Genomic DNA, 8,117 nt, shown 5'->3' with positions numbered 1-8,117 from the left:
CGCGACCTTGTTTTTCAACTTTCGCAGTAACTGTTGCACCTTCTACAACTGGGCTACCAACTTTAACGTTTTCGCCACCAACGAAAAGAACTTTGTCAAAAGTAACAGTTTCACCAGCTTCAACATCTAATTTTTCAATGTAGATTGCTTGACCAGCTTCAACTTTAATTTGTTTTCCACCTGTTTCGATAATTGCGTACATACTTGCACCTCCTCTTAATTACTAAGACTCGCCAAAAACGAGGTAGACATATATGCCTTTAGGGAACCTGTCTTGTGCGGTTGTAGCATATAGCCGTTTAGGTGCTATAAACTATAACATAAAGATGTTATCATGAATCATAGACGGTTGTCAATAAATGTTCTGCTAACTATTTTTTCCGCTCTACAATTTCTGTTTTACTTCCAAAACGGACAATTGCATACTTTTCGATCATATCATCTTTGAAATAAATTTCAAATGGAATATTTTTTTGTAATTCTTTTTGCAAAAATTGTTTTTGCAAGTCTTTAGGTGCAGCGATTAATACTGCCTCATCCTCTATATTGCCATATGTAATTAGCTCTCTCTCTAACTCATACGCAATTGTCTCATATGACATCATATACCCCGTCGCTTTGCACGGTACACATTCTTCTAGTAATACGTCGCGTAAAGAATGTTTCTTACGTTTACGTGTCATCTCTAAAATCCCTAACTCTGTAAACCCAAGCACTCTTGTATATGTGCGATCATTTTGCATAGCAGCCATGAGACATTCTCTTACCATTTCTTTATCTTCTCTTCTTTTCATATTAATAAAATCAATTAATATCATACCACCGATATCACGCAGTCTTAATTGACGTGCAATCTCTTCAGCTGCCACTTCATTTGTACGAAGGACTGTATCTTGTAAATTCTGTTTTCCAGTAAACTTGCCCGTATTCACATCAATTACAGTCATCGTCTCCATTTGTTCCACAATTAAATAAGCACCATTCGGGAGCCATACAATTTTTTGAAGTGCTTTCTCGATTTCACGCTCTATTCCAAAATGGTTAAACATTGAAGATTTTTCATTATAAAAAGATACTTTTTCTTTTCCAATCTTTTCCTCTAATTCTTTTACTATACTTCTTGTATCTACAACTACTTTTTCAATTGTTTCAATCGGATTCTCTTGGAATACACGATCTAAAAAGGTGGCCGGTCGATGAAGTAATAACGGCGCCTTTCCTTGGCCCTCTTTTCTTTTTAGCTCTTCATATAACTGCTGTAACATTTGCATTTCAGCTTGTATTTCTTCAATCGCTCCTTTTTCAGAAGCAGAGCGGAAAATGTAACCCCCTGTTCCTTCTACCTCAATTTGGAGTAACTGTTGTCTTTTTTTATTATTTTTTATTTTCCGAGAAACAGCGCGCATCTCATCAAACGGCATATAAACGACATATTTCCCGGTAAATTCTATATTCGCTGTCAATTTAGGCCCTTTCGTATCAATTGCCTCTTTTACAACTTGTACGAGAATCGCTTGCCCTTCATGTATACGATAACAAGATGGTACATCATCGTATGAAAGATACGCATGTTTTTCTAAACCGATGTTTACAAATGCTGCGTTCATTCCAGCGATTGTTCTTACGATACGTCCGGCATAAATATGCCCAACAATCTCTTGCTCTTCATTACGTTTCCATAAAAACTCAACAATTTTTTTCTTCTCTTCAATTGCAACGCGCTTTTCCGATCCAGCGTAATTCACATATAACGTTTTCAAAATTATTTCCTCACTTTATAATCTTCTTTGCTTTTACAATAATAAAAGGTTAGTGCTATCGTCAACACTAACCGATTAATTCTTCAACTGATGAAGTTGTTCGTTTTTCAGTAAAATATGCATAGAGCAGTTCATTTTCATCTAATGTGTAATGTTCTTTATATTTTCCATGGACGATAATAGAGTGCTTATATCCTCTACGAAATTTTGTGAATATCTTATATAAATGATCTTCTGATTGCACTTCAATAGGTGCAATCTTTTCAATTCCTCTTTTGTTCCCATAATAACGTTCTAATAAAAAACGCATAAAGGCATACCGTCTTTGTTTCCACTCTTGATATAACGACACTGCCAAAAACATGAGTAGTACCCACATCATAATATTATTGCTATTCCAGAGTAACTGCCATCCTAATATTACACCAAAAAAAACACATGACAATTTCATCATCTTTTCATGTGCTTGTAAATAAGGAAAACGATATGATAGTATATTAAACAATACTTTCCCGCCATCTAACGGCCAAATAGGGAGTAAATTAAACGCTAAAATAATTATATTATTCCACATAAAGAAATAATATAAATCCGCGTTCAGCCAACCGGCTTCAAATAATATATAACCTACTAGCATCATCCAAACATGTTGAATCGGTCCTGCAATTACGACAACAAGTTCCTCTTTCAACGACTTATTACCATGTTCCTCAAGCTCAGCCACGCCACCAAACGGCAAAAGCTGAATTTTTTTTATACGCCAATTATAGTGCGCTGCTGCAAGAGCATGCCCAAGTTCATGAATAAGAACAATACAAAATAACAGTATTAATTCTTTAAAACGTGCAGTAAAAATACCAATGACAATGATAACCCAAAATAATGGATGCACGGAAATTTTCGTTAAAACGTCCCTATATTTAATCAAATGATATCACCTGGATCGGATCAATAAATTTTTCATTCTTTTTTATCGCGAAATAAAACTTTCCATTTTTATCATTTGTATCATTACTCACCGTTCCAATTTTTTGTTTCTTTGAAACGTAATCATATAATTTCACTGACATATCGTTTAAATTTGCATACCATGACTCCGTACCATCTGCATGTTGAATTTGAACTGTATTTCCAAGTTCCTCTTTCTTACCCGCAAAAACAACTAATCCTTCATTCACTGACTCAACTGTTGCATTTGTAGCTGTTTGGACAAATACACCTTGGCCATTTTTTTGAAACCCTTGCATTACTTTTCCAGAAGCAGGAATTGCATAATTTTTTTGCTGAATACTTTCTTCTTTTTTCTCATTCGGTGAATAAAATACAAGCGGTTTTCCAAATTGCTTTTCATACCATTTCGCTACAGTAGCAAACTGAAATTCCTCTTTCATCACTTTTTCTGTAACAGCTTTAGCACCATCGAACGAAGACGGGGCATTCTTATATAAAATAGCAACCGAAAGAACTAATATTGCTGATAATAAAACTTTGAAGAAAAAGACTTCCTTTCGAAATAAAGGGTGAATTTCCTTTTCTCCTTCTTCAATAAATACTGTTTCGCTACCAAAATTCCCTCCGGTAAAATACTGCTCTTCCTCCATCCTTTCTTGCTCGGCCTTCCTTTTCGCAATCCGCTTTTTAATTTCTTCTACGCGTCTATTCTTCATACTGTCTCCTTTCTTTCCGTAAGCTAATTTCAATAGAAACAGTTGTATACAGTTTGTACATGTGTATGAGCTAAGAAAGAAAGATATTCGTGTGAAGAAAAAAGAAAACACTTCGCATATGTGCGAAGTGCTTTTAACGGATTCCAAAGAAGTTTTTTACCTTTGCAAATACCGATACCTTTTCTTGTTCAAATGCTTGTAATGGTACATTCTCACCCAACAAGCGTCTTGCGATATTACGATAAGCCAACGCTGCTTTTCCGCTTGGTTGCAACGCCACAGGTTCACCTGTATTTGTAGCTCGAATAACTTCATCGTCATCTTCGACAACACCAAGAAGCTCGATTGACAATGTACGTACAATTTCATCAACATCTAACATATCCTGTTCATGAAGCATATGACTACGTACACGGTTAATAACAAGTTTTGGTGGTTCAATATCCTCTTTTTCTAAAAGCCCAATAATACGATCCGCATCGCGCATTGAGGATACTTCTGGCGTCGTAACAACGATTGCTTTATCCGCACCAGCTACCGCATTTTTAAATCCCTGCTCAATCCCCGCAGGACAATCAATTAATATGTAATCATAATCTTGACGTAATACTTGTATTAATTCATCCATTTGTTCAGGTGTTACCGCTGATTTATCACTCGTTTGTGCTGCAGGTAATAAATAAAGATCATCAAAACGTTTATCTTTAATAAGAGCCTGAGGTAAACGGCAACGCCCTTCAACGACATCAACAAGATCAAATACAATACGATTTTCCAGCCCCATTACTACGTCTAAATTTCGAAGACCGATATCTGTGTCAATTAAGCACACTTTCTTTCCAGATAACGCTAGGGCCGTACCAATGTTCGCAGACGTTGTAGTTTTACCTACTCCGCCTTTTCCAGATGTAATTACTATTGCCTCTCCCACAGCTATACAATTCCCCTTTCTAACTTTGTTAAATTAGGTCTAAGATGAGTGAGAAGTTGCAGGCGATCGACAACAATGTGATTGTTCTCATTAATATACGCACATTCTGCCGCCTCCGCTCCGTCTTCTTTCTCTTCCGGAGCCCGCATTGCCACATCACTAATTCGAAGTTGCATCGGGTTCATAACAGATGCAGCGATTACAGCATCCGAATCCCCATAATACCCAGCATGTGCAATTCCTCTTAATGATCCTACAACAAAAATATTCCCCCCAGCGATAACCGTTCCGCCTGGATTAACATCTCCAATTAACAACAAATTTCCTTTTACATGTAAAACTTGTCCAGAGCGAACAATTTTGGAAATAGGGACAATTTCTGTTTCTTCTTTCCAAGCTATTGCTTCTGCTTTAGTGATAACATCACTTTTAATTGAATCCACAACAAGATTCTTTTTATTACGAATTAACGTACGAATCTCTTCTTGTTGGACTTCTGTTAAATAACGATTTCCTACTTTCACATGCACTTCAATTAAAGAGCGTCCATCACCATCGTAGTAATGTGTAGAAAGTTTTTCGTCTAATTCTATCAACAATTCAGAGAATGAACAACAATCATCTAAATGAAGCGTTATCCCATCTTTTGTCCCTTTTATCGTTACATTTTGTTGCTTTTTTTCTTCCACTAAAGTTCACCCCACCGATTCAATTCGACATAAAATTAGAAAATCCTTTTTTCTTTTTCTTCCATCGCTTTTGAAAGACGCAATATATATCGTCTCAGTGGGAAACAAACTATCAACAAGAAAATAGCATTTAACAATAAAGTAGCAAGGAGACGATCTGTGAAAAAGACATACGCTGGCATATGAGTACGTCCCAACAAAGTTAAAAATCCATACACATAATACTCTAGTGCTACAACGCTAGCTAATATGATGGAAACAACAATAAATAAATTCAATTGCAGTACTTTCATCACACTATAAACTAAATAAGCTAAAATCGGATAAGCAAAAATATATATACCGACAAGTTCTGTGTATACGGTATCAAATAAGAAACCAAATAATAGTCCGTAATAAATCCCTTGGACCGGACTATAATACACTGTAATAAAACATAAGACGATTATAAAGAAATGCGGTGCTGCTATACTCTCTTTCCAAAACACATTTGTTGGAACAATGGTAGCAAACATATTTTCAAATAGAAACACAAAAAGGAGCAAAAGAGGAAGAGCTGCTCTTTTTAAAATCTTCATCATCTCTTCTCTCCCTCCTATTCTAATGGCGCTGAAGGCTTTTTACGTTTAGCAACCATAATATGCTCTACGTCATTTAAATCAGCGGCAGGTTTTACATAAGCTGTTTTTGTTAAGCCGTATGCATCTGGTTGTACATCAACGATTTTCCCAATTACAAGACCTTTCGGGAAAATATCACCTAGTCCAGATGTTACAACCATTTGATCTTTTTCTACTTTTGCATCAGAACCAATCTTTGTGAAAAGAAGTAAGTGTTTTTCTTTGTCGTAACCTTCAATTAAACCAAAGATATTTTCTTGCCCTTGTACAATAGCAGATACACGATTTGTTCGGCTCATAGAGCTTAATAACTCTACTGATGATGTAAACTGAGATACACTTTTCACACGTCCAACTAAACCTTGTGAAGTCATAACAGCCATATCTTTTTTAATTCCTTGCTGTGCCCCTTTATCAATTCCAATTAAATCGTACCATTTATCTGAACTACGAGAAACAACAGTAGCTGGAATCTCAGTATAATCGCTCAGCAACTCCTTTTTTCCAGTTAACTCTTGTAACTTCTTGTTATCATCTTCTAATTGTTTTACTTTCCCTGATAGACCTGCATAATTATCTAATTTTGCTTTTAATTCTTTATTCTCTTCATACGTGCGCTTTACATCCTCTACATTTTCGAAGAATCCAGCTACGTATTTCGCTGGCTTTTGGAATACACGTTCTACAACACCGACAGTGTCTTTAACAAACTGCTCTGGCCATGTTAAACTGTTCCGTTCTTTCAATGAGATTCCAATCAATGCCACGAGAAGAATAATACTAACTAACAAAACAATTAATCTTTTGTTTAAGAAAAACTGTGGCACGTTCACACCCTCTTAATTTCACTGATTTTTATTTTGCAATATTATCGAGCAGCAGTTTTGAAAAGATCGATATTGTCTAATGCTTTACCTGTTCCAATTGCTACGCAATCTAATGGGTCTTCTGCAACAAGAACTGGCATTTTTGTTTCTTCACTAATTACTTTATCTAAATTACGTAGTAATGCCCCGCCACCTGTTAATACAATACCGCGGTCCATAATATCAGCTGCTAATTCAGGTGGAGTTTTTTCTAGTGTATTTTTAACTGATTCTACAATCGCATCTACTGTATCTTTTAATGCATCTGCAATTTCTTCTGGCTGAATTAGTACTGTTTTTGGTAAACCACTTACTAAATCACGACCGCGAATTTCCATAGGCTCGATACCTTCTGGCTCGCCTGCAGAACCGATTTCTAATTTTAATGCTTCAGCTGTTCTTTCACCGATCATTAAGTTATAGCTTTTCTTAATGTACTGAATGATTGAATCGTCCATATCATCACCAGCAACACGAACTGACTGACTTGTTACAATACCTCCTAAAGAAATAATTGCAACTTCTGTTGTACCACCACCGATATCAACTACCATACTACCAGTTGGTTCCCAAACAGGTAAGTTTGCACCAATTGCTGCTGCAAATGGCTCTTCGATAGGATAAGCATCACGAGCACCCGCTTGACGAGTCGCATCGATTACTGCACGTCTTTCTACAGCTGTAATACCAGATGGTACACATACCATTACATACGGCTTACGTGAGAAGAAACCGTTTGATTTTTGAGCTTGTTGAATGTAATATTTCATCATTGTTGCAGTTGTTTCATAATCAGCAATTACACCGTCTTTCATCGGGCGAAGTGCCACAACGTTCCCTGGTGTACGACCAATCATTTGTTTTGCGTCGCTACCTACAGCAACGATTTGTTTCGTATCAGTTTGTAACGCAACTACTGAAGGTTCACGTAAAACTACACCTTTTCCTTTTACATATACAAGCGTGTTCGCAGTTCCTAAGTCTATTCCAAGATCGCGAGTAAATCCACCAAATCCAAACATATTATTTATCTTCCTTTCTTGTTTTCACGGACTCATTTTTTCTTACTTTATATTATAAAAACAGTACGTTTTTTATATCTTTATCCTTTTTGTAGATAAATTTCTACAAAAAACTCATAAATCACATTATAAAACAAAATAAGTAAAAAGCATAGTCTTAAATATGACCTTTTTCCTTTAAACTCACGAATTTATGGTCACCTATTATAATATGATCTAGCACTTCAATTCCGATAATCTGGCCGCATTCTACTAAACGTTTTGTTACTTCAATATCTTCACGGCTCGGCGTGGGATCTCCTGAGGGATGGTTATGAAGACATATAATAGAGGCTGCTGCACGACGGAAGGCTTCTTTAAAAACTTCCCTGGGGTGTACAATTGACGTGTTTAAACTTCCAATAAAAATCGTTTGCCTATGTAGAACTTGATTTTTTGTATTTAAATATAAACATGTAAAGTTCACGTATATACAAAAAATCAACAAAACAAAAGAGCACAGCATGTATAAGTAGTGTTGGTAGCACTCTTATACCGTTCACCTGATTACGCCAGGTAAACA

At 36.1% G+C, this 8,117-nt stretch carries 9 protein-coding genes, 1 pseudogene and 1 other annotated feature; all 10 genes and pseudogenes read right to left on the bottom strand.

Features of this window, described 5'->3' with window-relative positions; translation table 11 throughout:
* Positions 1 to 202 (bottom strand): 50S ribosomal protein L21 (rplU, locus tag MR167_RS29210; protein ID WP_242316083.1); only part of this gene is annotated, 202 nt, incomplete at its 3' end.
* 14 nt (positions 203 to 216) lie between these two features.
* Positions 217 to 294, bottom strand: a sequence feature (ribosomal protein L21 leader region).
* Between the two features lie 77 nt (positions 295 to 371).
* Positions 372 to 1,760, bottom strand: a complete 1,389-nt coding sequence (locus MR167_RS29205) for an Rne/Rng family ribonuclease (protein ID WP_000855474.1) — start codon at positions 1,758 to 1,760, stop codon at positions 372 to 374.
* A 67-nt stretch (positions 1,761 to 1,827) separates the two neighbouring features.
* Positions 1,828 to 2,688 (bottom strand): stage IV sporulation intramembrane metalloprotease SpoIVFB, encoded by an 861-nt coding sequence (gene spoIVFB / locus MR167_RS29200; protein WP_000599046.1) that lies wholly within the window; start codon positions 2,686 to 2,688, stop codon positions 1,828 to 1,830.
* Positions 2,681 to 3,427 (bottom strand): stage IV sporulation protein SpoIVFA, encoded by a 747-nt coding sequence (gene spoIVFA, locus MR167_RS29195; RefSeq protein ID WP_242316082.1) that lies wholly within the window; start codon positions 3,425 to 3,427, stop codon positions 2,681 to 2,683. The genes spoIVFB and spoIVFA overlap by 8 nt, the downstream gene beginning before the upstream one ends.
* A gap of 133 nt (positions 3,428 to 3,560) precedes the next feature.
* Positions 3,561 to 4,358: a septum site-determining protein MinD gene (gene minD, locus MR167_RS29190; protein ID WP_000503309.1), complete on the bottom strand. Its 798-nt coding sequence runs from the start codon at positions 4,356 to 4,358 to the stop codon at positions 3,561 to 3,563.
* A 2-nt stretch (positions 4,359 to 4,360) separates the two neighbouring features.
* Positions 4,361 to 5,047, bottom strand: coding sequence for a septum site-determining protein MinC (minC, locus tag MR167_RS29185; RefSeq protein ID WP_000391514.1), 687 nt, complete (start codon positions 5,045 to 5,047; stop codon positions 4,361 to 4,363).
* Positions 5,048 to 5,082: 35 nt separating this feature from the next.
* A complete protein-coding gene (gene mreD, locus MR167_RS29180) occupies positions 5,083 to 5,628 on the bottom strand; it encodes a rod shape-determining protein MreD (protein ID WP_000975762.1) in 546 nt (181 codons plus the stop codon).
* 14 nt (positions 5,629 to 5,642) lie between these two features.
* Complete coding sequence (mreC, locus tag MR167_RS29175) at positions 5,643 to 6,494, bottom strand: rod shape-determining protein MreC (RefSeq protein ID WP_001135484.1); 852 nt, start codon at positions 6,492 to 6,494, stop codon at positions 5,643 to 5,645.
* Between the two features lie 41 nt (positions 6,495 to 6,535).
* On the bottom strand, positions 6,536 to 7,555 hold the full coding sequence (gene mreB / locus MR167_RS29170) for a cell shape-determining protein MreB (protein WP_000466736.1): 1,020 nt from the start codon (positions 7,553 to 7,555) through the stop codon (positions 6,536 to 6,538).
* A 157-nt stretch (positions 7,556 to 7,712) separates the two neighbouring features.
* Positions 7,713 to 8,015: pseudogene (gene radC / locus MR167_RS29165) on the bottom strand (RadC family protein); the annotation flags it as partial.
* Positions 8,016 to 8,117 lie beyond the last annotated feature (102 nt).

Origin of the sequence: Bacillus cereus group sp. BfR-BA-01355 (assembly GCF_022663675.1) — a bacterium.
Lineage (GTDB): Bacteria > Bacillota > Bacilli > Bacillales > Bacillaceae_G > Bacillus_A > Bacillus_A thuringiensis_S.
The sequence above is the reverse complement of the archived record's forward strand: the minus strand, read 5'-3'. Positions and strand labels throughout refer to the sequence as shown.